Below are 23,972 nucleotides of genomic sequence, written 5' to 3'. Positions count from 1 at the left end.
ATGGCAGCAGAACAACAGGTTATTATCGTCACAGGTGCAGGGGGCGGTATGGGGAAAGCTATAATTCAGGAACAGCTTGCAAAAGGCAATTTTGTAGTAGGGCTCGATTTATCAGTAGCTTCTCTAAACGATTTAGCACAGGATGCATTGCAATGCTTTGAAGTCAATGTCTTGCAAGAGGAACGCGTGAACGAAGTGTTCAAGCAGGTTTTTGACAAGTATGGTCGGATTGATGGACTTGTCAATGCGCTCGGTATTGCGCAGTCAGCAACACCGCTTGAGCAAGTAACGATGGACGAGTGGAATCGGTTAATGGATGTCAATGTTAAAAGCTTATTTATTACAACAAAGGCAGTCGTTCCTTACATGAAGCAGCGGCAAAAAGGTTCAATTGTCACAATCGCTTCCATTTCTGCTGTACGTCCACGCCCAGGGTTACAGGCTTATATTGCTTCTAAAGGGGCGGCGGAGAGCTTTACACGTGCTTTAGCTATTGAACTAGCGCCGTCCCAAATACGTGTTAATACGATTCATCCAGGGCCAGCCGATACTCAGATGCTTGGTCAATTTACGGCACAAGGAGCGGACATCGAGCAAACAAAGCAGCATGTCTTTGTTCAATCGGTCCCCCTTGGACGATTAGTGAATCCATCAGACATTGCAGGAGCAGTAAGTTATTTACTTTCTGATACAGCGGGCATGGTTACAGGAACGACCTTACATGTAGACGGTGGTCGTGGACTATAGGAGGGATAATGGTGAAAAAAATTCCGATGTTTATTAATGGTGAGTGGATTCACGGTAGTATGGAGGAGGCCATATTAGATGTTATGAACCCCTCTACTGGTGAAGTCATTGCCCAGATTACGAATGCGAGTAAAACTCATGTCGACGAGGCTGTACATGCTGCACGTGTAGCGTTTGAAAGTGAAGAGTGGCGGAAAATAAAGGCTTATGAACGAGGACAGCTACTTGTTGAATTCGCCCATTATATACGCAAGCATGCAGAGGAATGGAGTATATTAGAATGTCGTGATGTTGGAAAGCCGTTAACCCAAGCAAGAGCCGATATTGAAGCGGCAGCTCGCTATTTTGAGTTTTATGGTGGAGCTGCTGATAAAGTAATGGGGGACACGATTCCCATTGAAGACGGTATTTTAAATGCGGTAGTGTTGGAGCCTGTTGGAATTACCGTACATATCGTGCCTTGGAATTATCCTATTCAAATCACAGCGAGAAGTGTAGCAGCTGCAATTGCTACTGGTAATGCAGTAATTGTTAAAAGTGCGGAGGACACACCATTAACTACACATGCCATAACGGAATGGTTTGCGGATAAATTGCCAAGAGGTATTTTTCAGCATATTACAGGCTTAGGCCGTGATGTAGGGCCGTATTTAACATCTCATCCAGATATCAATCATATTACGTTCACAGGTTCTGTTCCAACAGGCATTGCAGTGATGAAATCAGCTGCTGAAAATGTTGTACCTGTGACGTTAGAGCTTGGTGGGAAATCACCGAATATTGTTTTTGCGGATGCCAATATGGAACAAGCGCTTGAGGGGGTAGTACGTGCCATTATTCAGAATGCCGGACAAACATGCTCTGCGGGGGCCAGACTACTAATTGAAGAGCGCGCTAAAGAAAAATTCATTGCACAATTAGTGCAAAAATTCCAAGCATTAAAAGTGGGGCCAGGTGAGGCTGACGTTGATATGGGGCCACTTCTAAATGAACGACAATATACGAAGATTTCCACACTGCTGCAAAAGGCGAAGGAAGATGGATATGTGATCACAGGTGGTGAAACACTGACGATTGAGGGCTATGAAAAAGGATATTATGTTGAACCAACAATACTTGCAGGGGTAGAAGCTAACGATACACTTGCACAGGAGGAAATTTTCGGACCGGTGTTGACTGTATTGTCGTTTACGACGGTTGAGGAAGCAATTGCCCTAGCGAATAGTACAGACTACGGCTTAGTTGCAGGGGTTTGGTCGAAGGATTTAGATACTGCACATTATGTCGCAAGCCGTGTAAAAGCTGGACAAGTGTTTGTTAATAACTATGGGGCAGCGGGCGGAATTCAAATGCCGTTTGGTGGCTATAAAAAGAGTGGCATTGGTCGAGAAAAAGGTTTTGTCGCTTTAAGAAATTATACGCAAATGAAAAATATCGCAATACGCTATGCACCACCAAATCTAATGTGAGATGGAGGAATGCATATGGATCAGTCAAAAGAAAATAAGGTGCTACTAGAAGTAAATCATTTAAAAATTATATTCCATCTGAAAAATGGTAAGCAGGCGAAAGTTGTTGATGATGTGAGCTTTACGATTCGTAAAGGGGAAACAGTTGCGCTTGTAGGTGAGTCTGGAAGCGGTAAAAGTATTACATCGTTATCAATTATGCGATTACTGCCCATTCCACCAGGAGAAATTACAGCTGGTACCATTAAACTGAATGGTAAAAATCTCTTAGACTATAAAAATAAAGAGATGAGCACTATAAGAGGCAATGAAATTAGTATGATTTTTCAAGAGCCGATGACATCATTAGATCCAGTTTTTACAATTGGTAATCAAATGATGGAAGGGATTCGAAGACATCAAAGGATTCCAAAAAAAGAGGCGTGGGAGAAATCTCTACAGCTGTTAAAAGAAGTTGGTATTGCCAATGCGGAAAAGGTTATTGCTGAATATCCGCACCAATTATCAGGTGGGATGCGCCAGCGTGTCATGATTGCGATTGCAATGTCTAATAACCCTCAGCTGCTGATTGCTGATGAGCCAACAACTGCACTTGATGTAACCGTACAGGCACAAATTTTAAAGCTTATGATGAAGATGAAGGAAGAACATCATTCAGCCATATTATTTATTACGCATGATATGAGCGTTGTAGCAGAAACAGCAGATCGCGTTATGGTCATGTATGCGGGACAAATCGTAGAAGAAGCACCAGTGCGAGAGCTTTTTACGAATCCAAAGCATCCGTATACAACTGCTCTTTTAAAATCAATGCCTAATCTAGACACAGATGTTAAAAGGTTGCCCTCAATCCCGGGTACTGTTCCATCAGCTTATGCGTTACCAGAGGGCTGTCGTTTTGCACCACGCTGTCCATTTGCGATGGAACATTGCCACGAGGTGCTACCAGAGGTAATCCATATTCAAGACGAACATAAAGTGCGCTGTCATTTATTTACGGAGAAGGGGGCGCTTGATCATGACCAAGAAAGAAGTTTTGCTTGAAATTAATCATTTAAAAGCCTACTTTCCTGTGAGACGGAAGTCGATGAAGGAAGAGAAAAAAGTCATTAAAGCAGTCGATGATATTTCGCTTGAAATTTTTCGTGGCGAGACGCTTGGTATTGTAGGAGAATCCGGCTCCGGAAAATCGACGTTTGGCCGAACTATTTTAAAACTTGTCGAACCGACCGAGGGAGAAATTTTATATAATGGACAGCCCATTCAGCAGTTAAAGGGCAGTAAGCTGCAAACCTATCGCAATCAAATGCAAATGATTTTTCAGGATCCTTTTGCATCACTCAATCCTCGTATGCGAATAGGTACCATTATTGAAGAACCGATGAAGCTGCAATTAACATTAACGAAAGAGCAACGCAAAGAACGTGTAAAGGAGCTTTTAAAAAAGGTAGGTCTACCAGAGGATGCTATGCAAAAGTTTCCGCATGAATTTTCGGGAGGTCAAAGACAACGAATCGGGATTGCACGGGCTCTTGCTATTCATCCAGAGTTCATCATTGCGGATGAGCCTGTATCTGCGCTAGATGTTTCAGTGCAGTCACAGGTCTTAAACTTAATGATGGATTTACAGGATGAATTTCAGTTGACCTATTTATTTATTTCTCATGATTTAAGTGTTGTGAAGCATATTAGCGATCGAGTGGCTGTGCTGTATTTAGGGAGAGTAGTGGAAATTGGCGCAAAGAAAGAATTATATGAGAATCCTCTGCATCCATATACGAAGGCGTTGCTCTCAGCCATTCCAGTTATTAATTTTGATCAACCGAAACAAGAAATACCGTTACAGGGTGAATTACCAAGTCCTATGAATCCTCCAGTAGGCTGTGTGTTTCATACACGTTGTCCGTATGTGATGGAAAGATGTCGTCAAGAACGACCTGTGCTTCTGGAAGAGAATAAACATCAACGGGTAGCGTGCTTTTTATACGATAAGTAAACTGAAAATTTAGTTTTTCGAACGAGGTGTGTATTATGTTTGGAAATATTACAGATGTGCCTGGCGTTAAAGTTGGGCATGCAGAAAATAGAGAAGGCATTACAGGTTGTACAGCGATTTTAGTGGAAAATGGTGCAGTTTGCGGTGTCGATGTAAGAGGCTCAGCGCCAGGGACTCGAGAGACTGATGCACTTGATCCTATTAACGAAATTGATCATGTTCATGGGATTTGCTTGTCAGGAGGAAGTGCATTCGGATTGGATGCTGCGACAGGAGTAATGCAATTTTTAGAGGAGCAGGGTGTTGGTGTAGATGCAGGTGTTGCAACAATTCCAATTGTTCCAAGTGCGGTGCTGTTCGATTTATTTATTGGTGATCCTAAGACAAGACCTACTGCTCCAATGGGCTATCAAGCGGCTAAGAGTGCGGTTGTTGGTCCATTTGCAAATGGTAATACAGGAGCTGGTTATGGTGCTACTGTAGGGAAATTGGCAGGTCCTCAATTTTGTATGAAAGGTGGTCTAGGCAGCGCTTCTATAGCTGGTAAAGTGGATGTTGTAGTTGGCGCCATTGTGGCTGTCAACGCTGTTGGGGATGTGAAAGATCCTAATACAAGAGAAACACTAGCAGGTGCAAGGAATCCACAAACAGAGGAATGGCTTGATTGCTGTGCTTATTTAGAGGAGCATGTGCAATCGGAAGGATTATCTGGTACGAATACGACCATCGGTGTCATTGCAATGAATGCCAAACTGACAAAAGCAGAGGCAAAAAAAATAGCCCAACTTACACAAAATGCTCTCGCAAGAACAATTTATCCTGTACACACAATGTTGGATGGAGATACGATTTTCGTGCTTGGCACGGGAGATAAAAGATACCCAGTTGACTATTTGGGTCATTTGGCTACAAGAGCTATGGAGGAAGCGATTATTACTGGCATTACAGCTGCTGATAAATTAGCTGAAGTAGAAAGCTATAAAAGCATTCAAATAATGAGCACATAGGGGATAGGGGGAAATGCCATGAGGCTGAAGAACAATTGGTTAATGCTTTTGTTGACATTGATAGTAGTTTTACTAATTAGTGCCTGTTCAAATGATGACAAAAAAGATGCAAGTTCTAAAGGAAAGTCCGTAGCAGATTTACCTCAAGACATCGTAGTACGTATAAATGACGATCCAGATTTTTTAGATCCACATAAGGCAACAGCATCTATTTCGTACCAAATGATTCTCAATATTTTTGAAGGACTAATGGCACCGGAAACAGATGGAACTTTAAAAGAAGGGTTAGCCGAAAGCTATGCAATATCTGAGGATGGTTTAACATATACATTCACAATTCGTCCGGGTGTGAAATTTCATAATGGTGAGGATTTAACTGTTGAGGATATTCAGTATTCATTTGATCGTTTAATGGGGAAAAACGGTGGCGAAAAGATGTCAAACAGCTTTGATAATGTTGCGTCAACGGAAGCACCAGATGCCAATACATTTGTGATCAAGCTAAAAGAGCCAAACTCTAACTTCTTATATTCATTAACTGCACGACAATCAGCTATCTTACCAAAAAGCAATGATGGAAAGCATAATGAAAACCCGATAGGTACTGGACCATTTGCTTATGTAAAATACTCTCCAGGTACTAATTTAGAATTGAAGAAAAATGAAAACTACTGGAAGGAGGGGTTACCATACTTGAACAAAGTGACGTTTACCTTCCAATCGGATGATCAAGCAGCGATTATGAGTTTAATGGCCAATGAAGTCGATTTAACGAGTGTACCTTGGCAGCGCGTAGGTGAAGTAGGAGATAACTATAACTTATCTCATCAAAATAATAACTCATCATTAATCGTTACATTTAATGAAACTAAAGCTCCTTTTGATAATGTAAAGGTCCGTCAAGCAATTAACTACGCTATTAGTAAGTCCGATATTATTGACTCAGTGTTTGCAGGCTATGCTGTACCACTTGGATCAAATATGAGTCCAGCTATGGGGGACTATCAAAAGAAAGGCTTAGAAGATATGTATAAGCGCGATGTGGAAAAAGCCAAAGCATTATTAGCAGAAGCGGGCTATCCTGATGGCTTTAAAACAAAAATTACAGTGTCTTCCCATAATGATATGTATTCAAATATCGCACAAATTGTAGCGGCAAATTTAAAGGAAATCGGTATTGATGTAGAAATTGAGGTTGTAGAATGGGGAATTTGGCTAGACCGAGTTTACTTTGGTCGCGACTACCAAATGACAACGATAGATTTAACAGGTCGTGCCTCTGCATATGAAGTATTAAATGATTACATTTCAACAAATGAAAGTGAAAACTTCTTTAGATTTAAAAATGATGAATACGACAAAATTATGGCAGACGTTTTAAAGGAAAGAGATCAGGCAAAACAAATTGAATATTACCATCGTGCACAGGAAATTTTAGCTGAGCAGGCAGCAGCGGTATATATCGCAGATTATCAGATTGTTTGGGGTTCTAATAAGCAAATTACTGGTTTAAAGAGCTACCCATTCTGGTTCCATGATATGTCTGAGGTTAAATTCTCCAACTAGAAAGGGATGAGTGCTAGATGATGTATATATTACGTCGATTCATCCTGTTAATAACAACCATCCTTCTTGTGTCGATAATTACGTTCGGTGTTTTTCAAATTTTACCTGGTGATCCGGTTCGGACAATGTTAGGCACTGAAGCGGATCCCACACAAATTGAAAATTTGCGATCAGAGCTTGGTCTGAATCGCCCCCTTTATGAGCAATATACAGACTGGATGAAGGGATTATTGACAGGGGAATTAGGAAATTCTATTCGTTTTTCAATGCCAGTAAAAGATTTATTGTTTTATAGACTACCTGTAACGATGTCATTGGCCGGGCTCACTCTCGTATTTGTGCTACTCATTTCCTTACCATTGGGTATGTTTGCAGCGAGAAGACAAAATAAGTTCAGTGATGTTTCATTATCGACAGTAACGCAAGTTGGCATGGCCATTCCTTCTTTTTGGCTTGGGATGATACTCATTTTATATATTGGCATGCAGTTCAGCTTCTTTAAAATAAGTGGGTATATTCCGTGGACGCAAAGTGTGGCAGGAGCGTTAAGTACGCTTGTTCTGCCAGCGTTAACAATTGCGATTCCACAAATTGCGGTCAATTTCCGCTATGTTCGTACGGCTATTTTAGAGCAAGTTCAGCTCGATTATGTGCGTACGGTTCGTAGTAAAGGGATGTCTGAGCAAAACGTTATGTATAAGCATGTCTTAAAAAATTCGATGATTCCAATATTAACGGTATTTGGATTGATCATGGCTGAAGTTGTTGCCGGAACGATTATTGTGGAGCAAGTATTTTCGCTACCAGGTGTCGGCCAACTCCTCATCACGGCTATTAGTAATCGTGATTTTCCATTAGTACAGGGAATCGTTATGTATATTACTGTTGCGGTAGTCATGATCAATTTTATGGTCGATATTTTATATTCTGTGTTAGATCCTAGAATCCGATTACGATGAGAGGTGGATACGATGAAAAATATTCAAAAGTACATGAAAAATATCAATTTAATCATTGGTCTACTAGTCATTATCGGTTTTCTAATCGTAATGATTACCAGCTTTTTTTATACACCACATGATGTGAACTCGATGAATATACCACAAAAATTACGAAGCCCAAGTAGTGATTATCTTTTCGGTACGGATGAATTTGGTCGTGATATTTTTAGCCGTATTATGAAAGGAACACAAACGGCCTTTGCAGTCGGTCTACTAACGGTATTTATCGGAATAATTTTTGGTATTTTAATTGGTGGTATAGCGGGGTATGTAGGTGGTTGGATCGATGAAATTTTTATGCGAATGATGGATGCATTAATGGCCTTTCCGGGAATTATTCTAGCTTTAATGCTCGTTGCGGTATTTGGACCAGGGATTGTGAATACAGCTATTGCATTAGGTATTATTGCCATACCGGCCATTGCCAGAATTACACGTAGTGGCTTCGTCCAACATCGTGACAATGAATATGTCTTAGCAGCAAAGTTAATCGGTGTAAAATCTTATAGTATTATGTTTCGCCATATATTACCCAATATTTCATCACAGATTATCGTTGCCGCAACTGTAACCTTTGCGACTGCGATGCTTGCAGAGGCAGCATTGAGTTATTTAGGGCTTGGCGTGCAGCCACCAAACCCTAGTTGGGGACGAATGTTAAAAGATTCACAAGCTTATTTAGTTGGAGCCCCTTGGTATACTTATGCGCCAGGTGGAGCCATAACAGTACTTGTATTAGGTTTGTATATGCTTAGCAATGCGTTACGCGATTTTATGGACCCACGTTCAAAAGCGTAAGATATCTGGTGCTGTTTTTTTCAATAATTCATAGGCCTTTACCGCTATTTCTATATTGAGGCGATGTGGGGCCTGTAAAAAATCAGCACCTAAAATATTTTCTAGTCGTTCAATTCGTTTATAGAGTGTTTGACGGACAATGAATAATTGTTCAGCAGTATCATTTTTGGCACCATTACATGCTAAATAAACACAGAGCGTTTGATAAAGGTCGTTACCATTCTTTTGATCAATCAACAGAATTTCTTGTAAATAATCCTTAACATATTGCAAAAGAGCAGCATGGTCCTGATGTAATAACAATCTGTAAACACCTAAATCCTTGTGGTAAATAGAAGAAGCAAGTTCATTGTGTTGCATCTGAATGGTTGTTTTTGCCTCTTTGTAGCCTTTTTGTACGTTGTTTATAGATTGATAAACATTGCTAATGCCAAAGGTAAGGGTTATTTGCTCGAAAAGCTGTGGTGTTTTTCGAGCAACAATCTGTTTTATTGCTTGATTAAAAGAGTCACGATTTTCCTCCATATCATCTGCAGCAATGTAAAATGCTAAAATAATAATTTCATGCTGTCTTACAGAAACAGTAGGGAAAAAGCCAAGTTTTTTTAGGATGGAACGAACAAACATAACATTTTGTAGCTGTATTTCTTGCCAATCTTCCTCTGAAAAGGTATTGGCATAATCAAGCATATTAAACACGACTACGCGATAATAAAGATTGCGATTTTCCAGTGGCAAATAACTTTGATAATACTGAAGATCAATGGGTTCTCCTTGTATTAAGGCGAGGATAAATTCATCCTCACGACTTTGCTGCCGTTCTTGTAGCATCCGATTACGCATCAAAATTTGGGCAATCGACATCGTTGCACGTTCAAGATTTAACAATGTATAATCATTTGGCTTCGGCAATAAAGAATGCATACATAAATAGCCCCATACTTGTCCAAGTCCATTGACCGGAATGATGACGAAATGATCTTTGTCAAAGGACAGTAGTTGGATGGGTTCTTGTAATTCTAGTTGCTGGCAGTGGTCCTCCATAAGTTGTAAATACTTTTTGGCTTCCATTGGGTAATAAAAGTTTTTTGTATCTTCGGAGACAAATAAAAATAATGCATCGGTATCTTGGTGAAGTACCTGCAAAATTTTTAATATTCCATTTGGCATTAACGACAATTCCATAAAAGTCTTGGATATTATATCTAGCTGTGTTAATGCTTGCTGGTGCTGATTAATAATATACGTATGTAGATCCTGCGTAATATCGATAAATCTTACAACCTCTTCAAAAATGATGATAGGAAAATCATGAGCATTAGCCATTGCAACCAGTTCTACAGGGACATAATCAAAATAATCACCAATCTCAATACAAAGAGCTGCAGCACCGTTACGAATAAGGTTTTGTAAATAAGCAATTTGTGTTTCACGCTCTAACTGTAAACCTACACCAGTAGTTAATATGAGCTCGCCACCATTTATTAAAGTATCAAAATCTTTTATTTCTAATATATGTGTCCATAGTACTTGTCGATTTAGGCCTTGTTGTCCTGCGATTAGCTTGGCGGATTTAAAATGCTTTCGCTTTAATACATCACGTACAAGTAGAGAATGTTTCGACATAATAAGCACCTACCCTTCGAATGTACAATAATTATGTTGTATTAATCAGAAAATTTCAACATCAAGTAGAATAATAGAGTAAATTCGGTGAATAAGGGTTTCTGGGGATAGAGGTAAACGGGAAGAATTGCGTGGAGAGATAAAAAGGTATTTTTCATAAAAGAAGGCGATTCCAAATGCCCAGAAGCGCAGGAATCACCTTTAATAATTTCGTGTATGACCTTTTTTTACATATTCCCAATCGGTTTCAATGTTTTGACGAATACGAATTAATAAGTCGTGAATACTGTCAATTTCTTCAGGAGAAAAACCATCTAATGCTCTAGCATTCGAATAGTCTCCTTCTCGTTTTAAAAATGGATAAATCTTGAGACTTTTGTCTGTCGGGAAAAGCTGTTTGTTTTTCTTGTTTCCAATTTCATTACGCTTTTCTACAAAGCCTTTAGTCTCCAACTTTTGAATCGCTCGGGAGGCAGTTGTGCGATCTACCTTTAATAGTTCAGCAACCTTTTCCTGAATAATACCAGGGTTTTCACAGATGCGGGTGACGTACAAATATTGTCCCTTAGTTAAATCAAGTTCTTTAAACTCAATATTACTAATGGAATCAAGTGCCCGCGAAATCGCACCAATATCTCGCAAAATTTCCTTCATTGATTGCCTCCGAAAAATTTATTGTATTTGCAATAAAAAATGCTCTATACTATATATTATCATCCATGCAAGGAAATTTCACTTCATATCTACAGGAAGAGGTTCTAAAACGGCTCATCAGGAAAGCGCCCAGCCGGAACGGAACTCAACCCTACATTATGCTGTTGAGCCTTAAGAGCTCATCATTTATCAAGTAATAATCGGGAGGAATATAAAGATGAATACGAAAAAAATTACAGATGAACAAGATTTACAGATAGCATTTGCTATTCGTCAAAAAGTTTTTATTGAGGAGCAAGAGGTACCTGAGGAAGAAGAATTTGATGAATTCGATACACTAGATGCAGCATGTGATCATATTCTTGTGTATTATAACGAACAACCTGTTGGCACTGGCAGACTGCGAGTTGTTGATGGCTATGGCAAACTAGAGCGTATATGTATTTTAATAGAATTCCGCAAATTTGGTTTAGGTAAAGTGATTATCCAAAGTTTAGAGGAAATAGCACTTGAAAAAGGCTTAACAAAATCTAAATTAAACGCACAATCCTATGCAGAGGGCTTTTATGAAAAATTAGGCTATAAGCGTGAGGGCGAAGAATTTATGGATTGTGGCATCCCACATATTTTAATGAAAAAACAATTTAAATAGGGTATAAAGGTTTTTTTAAGGGTTATAAAACATTAAAAAATAGCAAACTAGTTTTAGTGTTAGTTTGCTATTTTATTTTAATGCAATAGGTCTTTTATTTTTTCCCACAATGGCTTAATTTCTTCTTTATTTGGCACATTTTCAAATATCCAATGTGATTCGTTTTCGAAGAAGGTCACTAATTTCTTTACGGCTATCTCATGTGTTACAAGGCTCATACAATTCATGATATCGACTATCTCATGTAATGGGTCAGTGGGTAATGAATTAGATAACGTTTTAAGTCCGAGTAAAGCCCGCTCAGGACAGTATTTATGCAGTAGTACTTTTGCGAAGTGTTCTAAACTATTCCGTAGTAAATGAACACTCCAAATCTCATTTCCATGTTGAGCACTCCAATAATATTGATACAAATACCAGACAGTATCATCTACAGCATCTTGAAATTCGAGTGGGGTTAATGACAAAGTTGTATTTTTCTGTTTAGCTGTAAGGATTACATTTGGATCAAATAATATTTTAACTTCTTTCAGAGGGTGTTACTGTAAATAAATCGATATGAATCAAATCTTCATATACGACTAATAGTTGAGGGGCTATTATATAGATATCATCAACGAATAATGTTTTATCTTCATCCATCAGAAGACTCTTACCTCTGAAACTGGTGAAATGAATGCGGATGTGGTTCCTTTTCAGTGAGTTTCCAAACACTTGCTGAATGAAGATAAAGCCTCCGGCGGATGTCACGGGTTTTAAAAGGAATGAATTGTGCGGGCACAATTCAAAATCCGGACGCAATTACGCCAAGGCGAAATTGATTATACGCTTCAATATGTTTGGTGCGGTTGGGCAAAAAGGCTTCGACATTTTCTTCATTCACAACGCAATAAATATCGATATCTGAAAATTCATCATGCTCCTTTCTAGCCATCGATCCTCTTAAAAATATAGCTTCAATATATTGATCATCTTTTAGACTTTCAAGTAAAACCTCGACAACATGATCTAATTTCAAGTGTATCCTCTCCTTCTAATAAAACAAGCTACCCAAGATATTTTTGAGCAGCCTTATTTTGCTAGATTTCCTTAACAACAGTACCTGAGAAGCTATCGTGGGGAAGAAGTTGTCCATTTTGTTGTTCGAATGCTTTTGGATTTTTCAAGTAATCGAATGTGCTAATTGAGTCACGGTAAGCCATTCGTTTTATAATTTGAGAGGAAGTCAGTTTAGCCCCATGTTCATTTTCAAGAACTAGTCCCATTTTTTTGTAGCCAACTGTTTGCCCTTTTTTACGCAATTGTACTAATTCAAGTGACCACATAACGACTGTCGGTGTAACGATGGCATGGATCGCCTCGTTTTTTACCTTTTTTCGAAGGATATACTCTACACCAGCTGCGACAGCCGACGAAATAGCTATATCGATTAAAAATGCTTTTGTTCGTTTTTTTGAAATAGATTTCACCTGATCTCCTCCTCGTAATAAGTTGAAAAATAGTTAAAAGAGCATAGTATCTTTAAATGGCAATTCTTGCTTAGAAAGGTAAGATGCTATGGCACCATGTTTTTCTGTTGAAGCTCCTGCATAGTGATTTGCGAATGTAAGGAGGGGGATAGCCTGTTGCTTACAAAAGTCTATTAGATTGATTACTGTAATCTGCTTGCGAAGGAGAATTGCTAACAGTGCTCCGATAAAGGCATCGCCTGCTCCGGTTGTATCAATTGCATGGACCTTGTCAGCTGGCACTCCGACATGAAGCTTTTTAGTATAAAGACTTGCTCCCTCTGCTCCACGAGTAATTATGAGTACTTGTACTTTCCCTTGAAATAATGAATGGACTGCTGTTTCCTCATCCTCAATCGCTGTTAAAAATAAAAGCTCTTCCTCGGACAATTTAACGATATGGGCCTTTGGTAAAAATTCTAAAATAGTTTGACGACATGCCTTCTCATCATTCCATAGTGGCAAGCGAACATTGGGATCAAAAGAAACAAGACTACCTGCCTGATGGGCCTGTTCAATCAAGGCCACATGTGCATATTTCATTGGGCTTTCGACTAAATTTACGGAACAAAAATGAAGAATATCTTTATCTGTTAATAGATTAGGTGGGAGTTGCTCTTTGGTGTAAAGTAAATCTGCTGCGTGGCGACGATAAAATAAGAAATCACGGCCTCCATCACTTGTCAGGGAAACAAAGGCTAGACTTGTTTCACCCTTAACGGTTTGAACAATATAGGTCGTATCGACATCGGCTTTTTTTAACGATTCTACGAGAAAATCTCCAAAAGCATCCTGACCTACTTGTGTAATGAGTGCAGCTTGCTGCCCAAGTTTTGCACAAACAGCTGCAACATTCGCAGGGGCCCCGCCAGCATTTTTAGTAAATTGCTCAACTGTAGCAAGGGAGGCATTTTGTTCAGTAGGTGTAAAATCAATTAATAATTCACCAAGTGCATAAAGTTTACTCACGGTATAATCTCCTTTACATCTGTCTGAGGCACACGCTTTTTCTTTGGAACGTAAATTGTGTAAAAAATGCCACCAAAAATTAATACAATACCAACTGTTTGCATGAAGCTCGGCATAAAATCAAGCAACAACATATCAAGCAATATAGCCACAACAGGGTCAACAAATACTAATACTGAAACTAGAATGGTAGAGAGGCTCCGAATACTATCAAAAAATAAATAGTAAACAAATCCTGTATGAATAAAGCCTGTTCCTAAAATATACATCCAGTTTGTTGTCGTTAAGCCTTCAAAAAGCGAAAAATTAACAAATGGCAATAGTATGATAATTCCGACTGTCGTTTGGATATATGTTAATGCGTAGGAGCTAAGATTTGTTATTGTTTTACTTGTTAGCATTGTAAACGCGTAAAACAATGCGGACAGTAATGCCCATATAAAGCCTGATTTCATAAATTCAGAGAGTGACATAAAATTATATAAGCCAATAATGAACATACTGCCGATAAAACAAGTTAATGTTGCTAGTAGTGCTTGAATAGTCATCTTTTCTTTTAAAAACAATGCGCCAAATAATAATACGAATATTGGTGCTAAATTATAGATAGAAATGGCAATGGAAATCGACATTTCTTCAAAGGCTTTAAATAAAAATACCCAGTTTAAGACAATAAAGACACCGCATAGAAGAGTACGTAATATTTCTTTTTTATCCCATATTTCCGTTTTATGACCACCTGTGATAAGCCACATTCCTCCTAGAAAGAGAGTAGCGCATATACATCTAACAAATACTAGCTCAGTAGCAGGTACGCCAGTATGAACGGTGAAAAATCCAATAGAGCCAAAAAGGGCCATTGAAACAGTTAGTTTGATAATTGCTGAAATGTTCATCCAAAACCTTCTTTCTATAAAATTTTTATAATTTTTAACGCATGTGAAAGTAGAGGAGACTATACGTATTTTTTCTTCGTTATCAAAGATCTTCGCTCAGGTATAGATCTTCGCTCAGGTATAGATCAGAGCTGCTCGGTTAAGAGTGGAAGCGGCCATGCTACTCTACAAATCTTTTAATCCCTAAAATAGGCAGAGAAAGCCGACAGGTATATCAACTGTCGGCTCTATATTAATAGTTCTACAATTATTCTCGGATTTGGCCGTTACCGTGAATGAAATACTTTGTAGATGTTAACGCTGGTAAACCCATTGGTCCACGAGCGTGTAATTTTTGCGTACTAATGCCGATTTCTGCACCATAGCCAAATTCAAAGCCGTCTGTGAAGCGAGTTGATGCATTGTGATAAACAGCTGCAGCATCCACGCTATTTAAGAAAGTATCTGCTACTAACTGATCCTCAGTAATGATGGCTTCAGAGTGGTTCGTGCCGTATTTATTAATGTGTTCAATTGCTTCATAAACATTTTCCACAATTTTAACGCTGATCTTTAAATCTAAATATTCAGTTGCATAGTCTTCTACTGTTGCTAGTTCGGCGAAATCAAGAGCTTGGCAAACGGTTGCATCACCGATAATTGTCACACCGGCTTGATGCATAGCACTTAGTAGTTGTTTGCCGTGCTCCTTAAACCAATCAGGATGAATAAGTAAGCTCTCTGCGGCATTACAAACCGAAGGACGTTGTGTTTTCGCATTGATACAAATCTTTTCTGTTTTTATGTAGTCGGCCGTATGATCCACATAAATATGACAGTTGCCAGCACCTGTTTCTAGTACTGGTACAGTGGCTTCATTTACTACTAAGTCAATAAGTGCTTTCCCACCACGAGGAATTAATACATCTAAGTATTCTTTTAAATGGAATAATTCTTTGACAGTTTCACGATTCGTATCTTCGATTAATTGTACTGCATCCACAGGGATAGCCGTTTTGCTAAGTGCACGATGAATACTTGCCACAAGTGCTACATTAGAAAACTTGGCTGAAGAGCTACCACGTAAAATAACCGCATTTCCTGTTTTCAATGATAATGTTGCCGCATCTACTGTTACATTAGGTCGCGCCTCGTAAATCATTCCGATAACGCCAATTGGCACTAGACGCTTTTCAATCAGTAATCCATTATCTTTTTCTATTCGCTCTAAGAGACTGCCTACTGGATCATTTAATTCTACAAGTAATTGAATAGCACTTGACATAGCTTCTACTCGTTCTTTGTTTAGCATGATGCGATCAAGTGTAGAAGCGGGCATTCCTTGTTGCTCGCCCATTGCTAAATCCTTTGCATTTTCAGCAATGATATAATCTTGGTCGATTATTAATTGTTCAGCAATTTTTGTGAGGGCTTCGTTCTTTTCACAAGTTGTTTTAATATTTAAAATATAGCTGGCGGCCTTTGCAAGCTTTCCTTTTTGTTGAACTTCACTTGTCATGTGAATTCCTCCTTAATTTGTTTGAATTTTTAGCCATTTATCTCGGTGAATGACCTCGATAGGATAGTTCGCTAACTCATCTGTACGTTTTCCCATCGCATGTGCTAACTCTAGGGAAGTATATAAGACCTCACCACGACCAAGCAGTCCCTTGTCACTATAGACCTCGACAACGTCTCCATTTGCAAAATCACCTTCGACACGACAAACACCAGCAGGCAACAAGCTTTTCCCATTTGCCAATAATGCATGCTCAGCACCGCTATCTATAAAAATTTTACCAGATACTTCCGTAAGTGCAATCCACTGTTTATTATTTGTTAAAACAGCAAGCGCTTCATGCTCAACATACGTACCATCACCACGGCCTTCTAAGATGTCGACAAGCTTAGTAGCACCATGACCAGTTCCGATAAACACTTTGACACCTGCATTTAAAGCTGCTCTAGCTGCCAGTAATTTAGATTCCATACCACCTGTACCGACCTTTGAACCTGCACCATCTGCGAAGCCAAGCATTTCATCAGATACCTCTGTTAAATGATCAATTCGTTTGGCATCTGGGTTTTTATTTGGATTGGCGTTATACAAGCCATTGATATCTGTTAAGATAATGAGCTGATCGGCATGAACGAGACCACTTACAAGTGCAGATAACATGTCGTTATCTCCAAAGGTTAATTCGCTGACAGATACTGTATCGTTTTCGTTAATGATTGGCAGCATGGAGCGCTCTAATAATTCCTCAAATGTGGCATAGGCATTTTTATAGCGCTCTTTTTTTGAAAAATCAGTGCGTGTTAGTAAAATTTGTGCAGGCACAATATCATAAATGCCAAATAAAGCATTATAGGTCTGAATAAGTAAACTTTGCCCAACTGCCGCCGCAGCCTGCTTTCCTTTTACTGTGACAGGACGAGAAGGGTACCCTAGTTGTTTAAAGCCTGCTGCAACTGCACCTGATGAAACAAGTAATACTTCATGACCGTATTTTTTTAATTCAGCAATCGCTTGAACATGGTCCATTAAACGTATTTTATCAATTTCACCTTTTGCGTTTGTTAAGGAGCTACTCCCGATTTTAACGACGATTCTTTTTCTTTCCATAGTAATACCTCCAATTCGCCATTACATTTGCAAAATGATTTAAACTTTAGCAGCTGTTAATATTCGCTAAAAATAAAAATAAAAAACCTTTTCATCCTAAAAAATTAGGACGAAAAGGTTTACTTTCCGTGGTACCACCTACATTGAACGTCAATGACATTCCACTTTACTCATAACGCTTGAGACTGCGCCTAGTTTAGCTAGGACGTTTTACGAAGTAGGTTCTTTAGTCTTTCTTGTACAATGCCTTTCAGCCGATGGGCATCGCTCTCTGATCAAATAGTTTCTAAGTACTAGTCTTCGCTCGCTTTTATTTTTATAATTGAATATCTTTTTTGAATGATATTTCATTCCTCAAAAAGTAATTGAATAAAGAATGCACTACTTTAGCAAGTCTGTCAAGCTAATTAGGGATGATAGTTTTTAAAAAAAGTAGCTAAATACTGAACAATCGGGGTTAAAGTGTGAGGGAAACACAACTTTGTTTACTTGTACCACCAGATTGCGACTAATAGAGGGAGCATCGCTAAAACAATCACGAAAAAACTCCATACTATTTGTTTTCCAGAAGACATATTTTTCGGTTTTATACTCATTTGTTCATAAAGTTCGTTGATGGCACGTTGTTCTTTTGCATAAAGCATTGTTTGAAATTCATCGTATTCTTGAATATAACTTGAAGGAGGGCGAGGGCTAAAGCGCAAACTTCGAATATCGTCAGTAATTTCTTTTTCACCCATCCAATAAGTAATAACTGGTGCTAACCCTGAATTTTGCTTAGCTAGTACTTCGATATCATGTGTTTTCATTTTATAAAAGACATTACCTTGCTCGTCTTCATATTGCTTTACAATATCACTTACTGCCATCGACAGACACCTCTTTCTCCAAAACAATACTACTTTTACGTTTTAATAATATTCATTATAATGTATTAAAAAGAAAAGTGTTGCTTAAGCGAGCATAATTAAACTGAATATTTTTTTGTAAAAATTTAGAAGGGGGCATTGTCATATAGTATAATGGAAATAATTCCATTTTATAATGGTTTGTTAGCACTACACTTACGCTACTGATAATCATGTGTTGCTGCCGCTGTGGTTTCGTATATTTGTTGCCCCGACGCTACCAGGAAAGAGCCAGTCGGAACGGAAATTAACCCCACGTTATAATGCGCAATTTTCTAAAAATAAATAGAAAGAAGGGATAGTATTGGCAGTTTCTACGTTATTGGCGTTTTTAGGAGCGGCAATTATTTTAACATTAATGCCAGGACCAGATAATTTATTTGTTCTTGCGCAAAGCATTACACAGGATAAAAAGGCGGGAATAGCGACATCACTTGGTCTGTGTACAGGTTTGCTCGTTCATATAGGAGCGGCTGTTCTCGGAATCTCAGCTATTATTTATCAATCAACAGTTATTTTTTCTATTGTTAAGTTTGCAGGAGCAGCGTATTTATTGTATTTAGCTTGGCAATCGTTTCGCTCGAAAGGGGATCCGTTCACGCTGGAACAGCAAAATAAACAAGCATATGTGACATTATATCGAAAAGGTATTTTAATGAATATTTTAAATCCAAAAGTTTCTTTATTTTTCTTAGCGCTGTTGCCACAGTTCGTAAATCCATCTAATGGCCATGTAAGTTTACAGATGTTAATTTTGGGTATTGTATTTTTAGTACAAGCGCTAATACTATTCTCACTTTTTAGTATTTTCGCTGGTAAAGTAAGAAAAGTAATTATTGGGAAGCCTGCAATTGCTAAACGATTAAATATGGTTCAAGGAGTACTTTTCACTTTTATTGGAATACAAATAGCGCTGAGTAAACAGTAAAATGGGGGATTTTCATGGCAATTTTACATATAACGTTTAGCTTATCTACACAAGGTTCGATAAAACATGCGATACGACAGCATCATTTACAACGAGATGAGTCAGTGCTTAGTGTCAATGAGATTTTCTCTATAGGTCCACTGAGCAACGCAGAAGAACGAAAAAGCTGGTTAGAAGCTCATATCTTTAGGGATAATGAAGAACGTGAATTGTACGAGGATCTTCAACAAGCATGGAAGAAAAAAATTGCAGGTTTACCTTGCGATGTTAATGTCTGGGTTTGGTACAGCCAAAGTACTCATGAAGAGATAGGGTTACGTTTTATCATGAGTGAGTTGATCAATAAATGTAGTATGGTATATGGAATTGATGCCACAGAGGGCTTGAAACGTGTTGAGCCAAACATGAGGATTCGTCATACAGGTGAACTTTCATCAGACTTGCTAATGAGACTCCGTTCTGAGGCAAAGCGCTTTTCTATTGATGAGTGTCAGCAACTTGCAAAGGAATGGGAAGAGCTGAAACAAAACCCTAGTACACTGCGAGTTTGGCAAGATGGCATTGTCCATGTAGCGGAAGATGCATTGGATCCAATCATTATGGAATGTGCGGAAAGAGCACATTCCGAAATAAATGAGGAATGGCTTATTCCGATGCGTATTATCGGTGAAACAATTGGTGCAATTGATGACTATTTAAGTGAAGAGTTTGTGGAGAAACGCCTGATGACCCTAGCAAAGCAGGGACTTTTTAGAATTGATGGAAATACGACAGATATGTATTCGTATCAATTAAAATATGTAGGAGAAACAATAATAAAGTAGCATCTTTGCAGTAACCACCTTTCATTTGCAGAAGGTGGTTTTTTGTTGTTAAAGAAAATTGAAACTATGGAACGCTTTTCGTAAATATAAGAAAAGCGAGTAACGTTTGTTACTCGCTTTATGCCCATTTTTAAGAATTTTGCTATTATTTTTCTTCGGAAAAATCGAATACAAATTGCTGAAATTGTCTTGCTGACGGTGAAAGATATCGATTTTCAATCCAAGCCATACCTATTATCCGTTCACAAACCATATCTTCCACACGAATTTTAGCTAGTTTATTTGGATTCAAGTCTTCATCTACAGGTAGCAACGATACGCCAAGCCCAGCACTTACAAAACCAGCAACTGTTGATACCTCATCACCTTCAAATGTAATCTTTGGTTTGATACCTGCAGCATTTAATAATTTATCAGCTGTACGACGCAATGCGTAACCCTTTTTCATTAGAACAAAATTCTCATGTTCAAGTTCCTTCATTTTGATGCTTTTACGGTTGGCGAGGTGATGGTCGATTGGCACCATAATATAAAGCTCATCACGCCACAGCTCCCTCCAACAAACAGGTGGCTCCGTGTCAATCGCTGCAAGTAAGCAAAGATCTAACTCTCCCGCGAGTAATTGCTTTAACTGGGAGTGAGAGTAATTTTGTGTAAAGTGAAAGCGTATATGCGGATGTTTTTGACGGAATGCGCGGATCAGGTCAGGTACGATGCTAGTCCCTAGAGTATGTAAAAAGCCGAGTGATACATCTCCTAGCTCTGGGTTATTAAGCTCTTGTAATTCTATAACTGCCTTTTCATATTCTTTACGCATGCGTTGGACGCGATACAAAAAAAGCTCGCCATATCGGTTGAGCATAATCGAGCGTCCTTGTCGGTCGAATAAAGGTACGCCTAATTCCTCTTCAAGCTTTGAAATAGAACGACTTAATGCAGGCTGAGAAATAGCTAATACTTCAGCGGCACGAGTCATATGCTCAAGTTTTGCTACTGTGACGAAATATTCCAATTGCTGCCACTCCATTTTCTCATCTCTTTTCCCGTTATTTTATAGTTAACAGCATTATAACGGTAAAAGAGTAGGAAGTATAGGCACATAAAGTGAATCTTTAATCAGTGGAGTTTTTCCACTAATTATTAGTCTTCAACAATCGGGATTTTACGGGTAGTTTAACTCCTACCTAATTTCTTTGCTTACGTTGAAAATTGAGGTAGAAATCTTGTACCGGTCACTTCACTTTAGGTACAGATAAATTACTGCGCGTTAATGCTGGAAAAAAGATTTTAAAAACTTTGCACTTAAAAAGAGAAATGTAAAAATAAAAGTAACAGAAAGCGTTATATAACAGTCATTAACCTCACATCGTTAATGCATGAAACACATCAATATGATAAAAACTATAAATTGTACATTATGAATAAAGGGTGTTAAGATAGACACATAAATTACACAATTACAAATTTCCGTGAAGGGGATACTATAAAATGAATTTATCTAAGCCACAACCTCTAACAATTGAGGGAGGCAAAAAAGCCGTACTATTATTGCATGGATTCACAGGTAGCACAAAAGATGTAAAAAAGCTAGGTGAATTTTTATCAAAACGTGGTTATACAGTTCATGCACCGATTTATAGTGGGCATGGCGTAGAGCCAGAAGCGTTACTTGAAACAAGACCAGAAGACTGGTGGAACGATGTTGTGGAAGGTTATAACTTCCTAAAAAGTAAAGGCTATGAAGAAATCGCGGTAGTAGGAATTTCACTTGGCGGCGTATTTTCGTTAAAAGTAGCAGAGACGTTTCCTGTGAAAGCATGTGTTGCCATGTGTGCACCAATCACACGTGATAACTCAAAAGGCTTATTTACACGTTTATATCATTACGCTCGTTTATATAAACATTTTGAAAATAAATCAAAAGATCAAATTATTTCAGAATTACATGAATTACGCATTACACCTAAGGATTCATTAGATGGTGTAACACGTTTAACAACAGAAACACGCGATGATTTATCTACAATTAAAGCACCTACATTAGTATTACAAGGTTCATTAGATGATGAACTTTATCAAGAAAGTGCACCATTCATTTTAAACACTGTGGAAACTGATGATAAAGAAATTATTTGGTATGAAAATTCTGGTCATATTATTACATTAGATAAAGAGCGCGAAAAAGTGTATGAGGACGTATACAAGTTTTTAGATCATATAGATTGGTCTGTAGCAAACTAAGGAGCTGTCAGCAGACAGCTCTTTTAGTTTTGCCTAATTAAAGCTAAGAACTGTACAATTAACGATTATAAAAGAAAAAACTATTGAATTTAAAATAAATGCCTGATACTATAATGGGATTGTAGCAAGGAAATCTCTTCGATTTAAATTTTTTGCAATAGTTAAATACATCTAAGGAGTACATCAAAATGCAACAGAAAATACCTTTTTCCACATATGCAGTCATTGGTACAATGCTTTTCGGACTGTATTTCGGAGCAGGGAATCTTATTTTTCCAATTCAACTTGGACAATTAGCAGGGACCAACTTTTGGTTTGGCCTTATTGGATTTTTAGTAACAGCTATCGGTTTACCGTTTCTAGGTATTTTAGCTATTGGTTTATCAGGAAGTAACGGATTGCGTGACTTAGCGAGCCGTGTTCACCCAGTATTCGGTGTCATCTTTTCATTAGCCCTCTATTTAACGATTGGTCCTTTTTTTGCGATTCCACGTACAGCGACAGTTCCGTTTGTTGTTGGCTTTGAACCTTATATACAAGCCGAGCATACAACACTTTTACTTGCTTTATTTAGCTTCGTATTTTTTGCCATCGTTTTTTATTTCTCATTGAATCCAGCGAAAATTATGGATTATATCGGAAAATATTTAACACCAGCATTTTTAATTGTGTTATTTATTTTAATTATTATTAGTATTGTAAAACCGATGGGGCATTTCCAGCAGCCAATCGGAGATTATATTGATTCAGCATTTATGACAGGCTTTAAAGAAGGCTATAACACAATGGATGCGTTAGCCTCATTAGCTTTTGGTATTGTCGTTATTAACGCGATTAAAAGCGCAGGAATATCAGATAGAAAAGAAATTGCTAAAGCAACGTGGAAATCTGGTATTTTTGCCATGGCATTAATGACTTTAATATACGGTTTAATAACGTATATGGGGGCATCAAGTATTGATGCTGTTGGTACATTTGATAATGGTGGCTTAATATTTGCCGCAGTGGCAGATCACTATTTTGGTTCATACGGGGCTATTTTATTGGCAGTTATTATTGTCCTTGCTTGTTTAAAGACAAGTATTGGCTTAATCACATCATGTAGTGAGTTTTTCCACGAAGTGTTCCCGAAAATAAGCTATAAATGGTTTGTTTTTTTATTGTGCGTAGTGTCATTTACAATTGCCAACTTCGGATTAACAAATATTATTAAGTTTGCCATTCCGGTCCTGATGTTCTTATATCCGCTAGCAATTGTCTTAATTGTTCTGGCATTATGCTCATCACTGTTTAAAAATAAGCAAACGGTATATGCGATTGCTATGATTTTCACAATTTTTATTAGTGTGATTGATGGTTATAAAGCGTTAGTGGCCAGCATTCCTACTGCGAAATTAAGTATTTTTGATGCAATTGAAAAAGCTTATTCTAACTTTTTACCTTTTTACGACATGGGCTTAGGATGGATATTACCAGCCTTAATTGGGGCGTTTATAGGCTGCTTATTCCCAGCAAGAAAAGCGGGGAAAATTTAAATATAAAATGATTGAAAGCACGCACAACAATGAATATATGTG

Annotated in this window: 24 protein-coding genes; 13 read left to right on the top strand and 11 right to left on the bottom strand. The window is 38.2% G+C overall.

Going from position 1 to position 23,972, the window contains the following annotated elements:
- The 8 genes from ACZ11_RS12245 to ACZ11_RS12210 are packed head-to-tail and all read left to right on the top strand — an operon-like array spanning position 1 to position 8,584.
- Positions 1-747, top strand: a complete 747-nt coding sequence (locus ACZ11_RS12245; RefSeq protein ID WP_049666440.1) for an SDR family NAD(P)-dependent oxidoreductase — start codon at positions 1-3, stop codon at positions 745-747.
- 11 nt (positions 748-758) lie between these two features.
- Positions 759-2,216, top strand: a complete 1,458-nt coding sequence (locus ACZ11_RS12240) for an aldehyde dehydrogenase family protein (RefSeq protein WP_049666439.1) — start codon at positions 759-761, stop codon at positions 2,214-2,216.
- Between the two features lie 15 nt (positions 2,217-2,231).
- Positions 2,232-3,260 (top strand): ABC transporter ATP-binding protein, encoded by a 1,029-nt coding sequence (locus tag ACZ11_RS12235; RefSeq protein WP_049666437.1) that lies wholly within the window; start codon positions 2,232-2,234, stop codon positions 3,258-3,260.
- Positions 3,235-4,212 carry an ABC transporter ATP-binding protein gene (locus tag ACZ11_RS12230; RefSeq protein ID WP_049666434.1) on the top strand — a complete coding sequence of 326 codons (978 nt, stop codon included), beginning with the start codon at positions 3,235-3,237 and terminating at the stop codon, positions 4,210-4,212. Before ACZ11_RS12235 ends, ACZ11_RS12230 begins: the two co-directional genes overlap by 26 nt.
- A gap of 35 nt (positions 4,213-4,247) precedes the next feature.
- Positions 4,248-5,219, top strand: coding sequence for a P1 family peptidase (locus tag ACZ11_RS12225; protein WP_049666432.1), 972 nt, complete (start codon positions 4,248-4,250; stop codon positions 5,217-5,219).
- Between the two features lie 18 nt (positions 5,220-5,237).
- Positions 5,238-6,785 carry an ABC transporter substrate-binding protein gene (locus tag ACZ11_RS12220; protein WP_049666430.1) on the top strand — a complete coding sequence of 516 codons (1,548 nt, stop codon included), beginning with the start codon at positions 5,238-5,240 and terminating at the stop codon, positions 6,783-6,785.
- A gap of 17 nt (positions 6,786-6,802) precedes the next feature.
- The gene (locus ACZ11_RS12215; RefSeq protein ID WP_049666428.1) at positions 6,803-7,744 is read left to right on the top strand and encodes an ABC transporter permease; all 942 of its coding nucleotides are present in this window, start codon (positions 6,803-6,805) and stop codon (positions 7,742-7,744) included.
- Between the two features lie 12 nt (positions 7,745-7,756).
- A complete protein-coding gene (locus ACZ11_RS12210; RefSeq protein ID WP_049666426.1) occupies positions 7,757-8,584 on the top strand; it encodes an ABC transporter permease in 828 nt (275 codons plus the stop codon).
- Here the strand turns inward: ACZ11_RS12210 and ACZ11_RS12205 are convergent.
- Both ACZ11_RS12205 and ACZ11_RS12200 read right to left on the bottom strand, forming a co-directional pair.
- Complete coding sequence (locus ACZ11_RS12205) at positions 8,573-10,210, bottom strand: PucR family transcriptional regulator (RefSeq protein ID WP_049666424.1); 1,638 nt, start codon at positions 10,208-10,210, stop codon at positions 8,573-8,575. The genes ACZ11_RS12210 and ACZ11_RS12205 overlap by 12 nt on opposite strands.
- A 201-nt stretch (positions 10,211-10,411) precedes the next feature.
- Entirely contained in the window at positions 10,412-10,864 is a 453-nt protein-coding gene (locus ACZ11_RS12200; RefSeq protein ID WP_049666422.1) for a MarR family winged helix-turn-helix transcriptional regulator, read from the bottom strand.
- A 217-nt stretch (positions 10,865-11,081) separates the two neighbouring features.
- On the opposite strand from ACZ11_RS12200, the gene ACZ11_RS12195 reads away from it, so the two are divergent.
- The gene (locus ACZ11_RS12195; RefSeq protein ID WP_049666420.1) at positions 11,082-11,516 is read left to right on the top strand and encodes a GNAT family N-acetyltransferase; all 435 of its coding nucleotides are present in this window, start codon (positions 11,082-11,084) and stop codon (positions 11,514-11,516) included.
- Between the two features lie 77 nt (positions 11,517-11,593).
- On the opposite strand, the gene ACZ11_RS12190 is transcribed toward ACZ11_RS12195, so the two are convergent.
- The 8 genes from ACZ11_RS12190 to ACZ11_RS12155 form a co-directional block, all read right to left on the bottom strand.
- The gene (locus ACZ11_RS12190; RefSeq protein ID WP_049666419.1) at positions 11,594-11,983 is read right to left on the bottom strand and encodes a hypothetical protein; all 390 of its coding nucleotides are present in this window, start codon (positions 11,981-11,983) and stop codon (positions 11,594-11,596) included.
- Between the two features lie 317 nt (positions 11,984-12,300).
- The gene (locus ACZ11_RS12185; RefSeq protein WP_049666416.1) at positions 12,301-12,534 is read right to left on the bottom strand and encodes a nucleotidyltransferase domain-containing protein; all 234 of its coding nucleotides are present in this window, start codon (positions 12,532-12,534) and stop codon (positions 12,301-12,303) included.
- A 61-nt stretch (positions 12,535-12,595) separates the two neighbouring features.
- Complete coding sequence (locus ACZ11_RS12180) at positions 12,596-12,985, bottom strand: RDD family protein (RefSeq protein ID WP_049666414.1); 390 nt, start codon at positions 12,983-12,985, stop codon at positions 12,596-12,598.
- Positions 12,986-13,018: 33 nt separating this feature from the next.
- The gene (locus tag ACZ11_RS12175; protein ID WP_049666412.1) at positions 13,019-13,993 is read right to left on the bottom strand and encodes a carbohydrate kinase family protein; all 975 of its coding nucleotides are present in this window, start codon (positions 13,991-13,993) and stop codon (positions 13,019-13,021) included.
- On the bottom strand, positions 13,990-14,889 hold the full coding sequence (locus ACZ11_RS12170; protein WP_049666410.1) for a DMT family transporter: 900 nt from the start codon (positions 14,887-14,889) through the stop codon (positions 13,990-13,992). The genes ACZ11_RS12175 and ACZ11_RS12170 overlap by 4 nt, the downstream gene beginning before the upstream one ends.
- Positions 14,890-15,136: 247 nt before the next feature.
- Complete coding sequence (locus ACZ11_RS12165; RefSeq protein ID WP_049666409.1) at positions 15,137-16,387, bottom strand: glutamate-5-semialdehyde dehydrogenase; 1,251 nt, start codon at positions 16,385-16,387, stop codon at positions 15,137-15,139.
- A gap of 12 nt (positions 16,388-16,399) precedes the next feature.
- Positions 16,400-17,494 carry a glutamate 5-kinase gene (gene proB, locus ACZ11_RS12160; RefSeq protein WP_049666406.1) on the bottom strand — a complete coding sequence of 365 codons (1,095 nt, stop codon included), beginning with the start codon at positions 17,492-17,494 and terminating at the stop codon, positions 16,400-16,402.
- A 485-nt stretch (positions 17,495-17,979) separates the two neighbouring features.
- Positions 17,980-18,363: a hypothetical protein gene (locus ACZ11_RS12155; RefSeq protein ID WP_049666404.1), complete on the bottom strand. Its 384-nt coding sequence runs from the start codon at positions 18,361-18,363 to the stop codon at positions 17,980-17,982.
- Between the two features lie 343 nt (positions 18,364-18,706).
- Here ACZ11_RS12155 and ACZ11_RS12150 point away from each other — a divergent pair, with 343 nt between their 5' ends.
- A complete protein-coding gene (locus tag ACZ11_RS12150) occupies positions 18,707-19,330 on the top strand; it encodes a LysE family translocator (protein ID WP_049666403.1) in 624 nt (207 codons plus the stop codon).
- Positions 19,331-19,344: 14 nt separating this feature from the next.
- Entirely contained in the window at positions 19,345-20,154 is an 810-nt protein-coding gene (locus ACZ11_RS12145; RefSeq protein ID WP_049666401.1) for a DUF1835 domain-containing protein, read from the top strand.
- A gap of 145 nt (positions 20,155-20,299) precedes the next feature.
- Here ACZ11_RS12145 and ACZ11_RS12140 read toward each other — a convergent pair whose 3' ends face one another.
- On the bottom strand, positions 20,300-21,181 hold the full coding sequence (locus tag ACZ11_RS12140) for a LysR family transcriptional regulator (protein WP_049666400.1): 882 nt from the start codon (positions 21,179-21,181) through the stop codon (positions 20,300-20,302).
- A 461-nt stretch (positions 21,182-21,642) separates the two neighbouring features.
- On the opposite strand from ACZ11_RS12140, the gene ACZ11_RS12135 reads away from it, so the two are divergent.
- Both ACZ11_RS12135 and brnQ read left to right on the top strand, forming a co-directional pair.
- On the top strand, positions 21,643-22,395 hold the full coding sequence (locus ACZ11_RS12135) for an alpha/beta hydrolase (protein WP_049666397.1): 753 nt from the start codon (positions 21,643-21,645) through the stop codon (positions 22,393-22,395).
- Between the two features lie 188 nt (positions 22,396-22,583).
- Complete coding sequence (brnQ, locus tag ACZ11_RS12130) at positions 22,584-23,930, top strand: branched-chain amino acid transport system II carrier protein (RefSeq protein WP_049666396.1); 1,347 nt, start codon at positions 22,584-22,586, stop codon at positions 23,928-23,930.
- Positions 23,931-23,972: the final 42 nt, after the last annotated feature.

This window comes from Lysinibacillus xylanilyticus, assembly GCF_001183605.1.
GTDB lineage: Bacteria > Bacillota > Bacilli > Bacillales_A > Planococcaceae > Lysinibacillus > Lysinibacillus xylanilyticus.
This window is presented reverse-complemented; position numbering and strand designations above follow the sequence as displayed.